This is a genomic window from Hippea jasoniae (assembly GCF_000744435.1).
Taxonomy (GTDB): domain Bacteria; phylum Campylobacterota_A; class Desulfurellia; order Desulfurellales; family Hippeaceae; genus Hippea; species Hippea jasoniae.
On the sequence record NZ_JQLX01000007.1, the window covers coordinates 1 to 1,900 of the forward strand.

At 50.5% G+C, this 1,900-nt stretch carries 2 tRNA genes and 2 rRNA genes; all 4 read right to left on the reverse strand.

The features are described from left to right. Positions 1–1,282 (reverse strand): 23S ribosomal RNA (locus EK17_RS00760); the annotation flags it as partial. Positions 1,283–1,414: 132 nt separating this feature from the next. Further along, positions 1,415–1,490, reverse strand: a tRNA-Ala gene (locus EK17_RS00765). Between the two features lie 5 nt (positions 1,491–1,495). Further along, positions 1,496–1,572 (reverse strand) — tRNA-Ile (locus tag EK17_RS00770). A gap of 75 nt (positions 1,573–1,647) precedes the next feature. Then, positions 1,648–1,900: ribosomal RNA gene (locus EK17_RS00775) — 16S ribosomal RNA — on the reverse strand; the annotation flags it as partial.

Sequence of the window (1,900 nt, forward strand, 5' to 3'; positions counted from 1 at the left end):
TTGGTAGGCTGGTGGGCCCCCTAGCCCAATCAGTGCTCTACCCCCGCCGTCCTTACCGGGAGGCTATACCTCAATATATTTCGGGGAGAACCAGCTATCTCCAGGTTTGATTGGCCTTTCACCCCTATCCACAGCTCATCCGAGCAGTTTTCAACCTACACCGGTTCGGGCCTCCAGTGGGTTTTATCCCACCTTCACCCTGGCCATGGATAGATCACCTGGTTTCGGGTCTACTGCAAGAGACTCAACGCCCTATTCGGACTCGCTTTCGCTACGGATACGCAGCTTAAGACTGCTTATCCTCGCCTCCTACAGTAACTCGCCGGCTCATTATGCAAAAGGCATGCCCTCACCCGACCATCAGTAAACTGACGGTATCAGGCTCGGACTGATTGTAGGCGTAGAGTTTCAGGTTCTATTTCACTCCCCTCTACCGGGGTTCTTTTCACCTTTCCCTCACGGTACTTGTGCACTATCGGTCGATGGCGAGTATTTAGCCTTGGAGGGTGGTCCCCCCTGATTCGGTCAGGATTCCACGTGCCCCGACCTACTTGGGATCAGCTGAGGAGTTGGTAATATTCTTTTCGCCTACGGGGCTTTCACCCTCTATGGCGTGGTATCCCAACCACTTCGGCTAAGAATATTACCAGCTCTGCTTCCTGCGCACAGAAGCTATCAGCTGTCCCGCAACCCCCTATCCGCAACGGGTGCGCCCTTTAACACGGATAGGGTTTGGGCTGTTCCGCGTTCGCTCGCCGCTACTAGCGGAATCTCGGTTGATTTCTTTTCCTCTGGCTACTGAGATGTTTCAGTTCGCCAGGTTCGCTCCGAGCCCTCACTTTAACAGTTCAAAGGAGTTGGTTAATCTTCTAAATAGAGAATGCTTACTGCTGCCTCTTTGTTTGAGTTTCCTTTCACGTTCTTTAGCATCCTCTTTCGAAAGATAAGCTTCGTAGTAGATTAGTTTCCATTGATATCCTCTGGTTGAGGTATTTCTACCCGTATTATGCTCATTTAGCCTTCTTTTTAGATCAGATGTATACCCTATGTAGGTTTTACTGCCATCCAGTGTAGCTAAAACATAAACATAATACATTCTACACCCCTCAAAACCATTTAAGTGAGGGCTCGGTGACGGAGGTCTACTCCGCCGGGTTACCCCATTCGGAAATCCCCGGATCAAAGCTTGTTTGGCAGCTCCCCGAGGCTTATCGCAGCCTACCACGTCCTTCATCGCCTGCCATCGCCAAGGCATCCACTCTACGCCCTTAGTAGCTTAGGCTCATACCATGTTCTTTAATGCTTAGGTACTTGCTTTTCCCCTGTGTATTTATACCTTTTTTTTCTTCTTTCTTTCTCTTTCCTATTGCTTTTTAAAAGATCACCTGCAATGGCAGCAGGGCAAACAGATGGTTGGTGGAGGCTAGCGGGCTCGAACCGCTGACCTTCTGCGTGCAAGGCAGACGCTCTCCCAGCTGAGCTAAGCCCCCATTACTGGTGGGCCTGAGTGGGCTCGAACCACTGACCCCTGCGTTATCAGCACAGTGCTCTAACCAGCTGAGCTACAGGCCCATCTGTTGGCTCTGTTGCCTGTTGCAAAACAATATAAGTCAGGATGGAAGATAAGCCCTGTTTTACACACCTTAGAAAGGAGGTGATCCAGCCGCAGGTTCTCCTACGGCTACCTTGTTACGACTTCACCCCAGTCGCCGACCCCACCATGGACGGCTGCCTCCGAGCCCTCACTTCAGTCTACAGACTCTTTAATTGCCAAGAGGTATTTCTTGCAAGAGTAATACTTAAGATAAAATCTAAAGTCCATAAACTTAAGTGAGGGCTCGGTTAGCTCACCGTCTTCCGGTGGAATCGACTCCCATGGTGTGACGGGCGGTGTGTACAA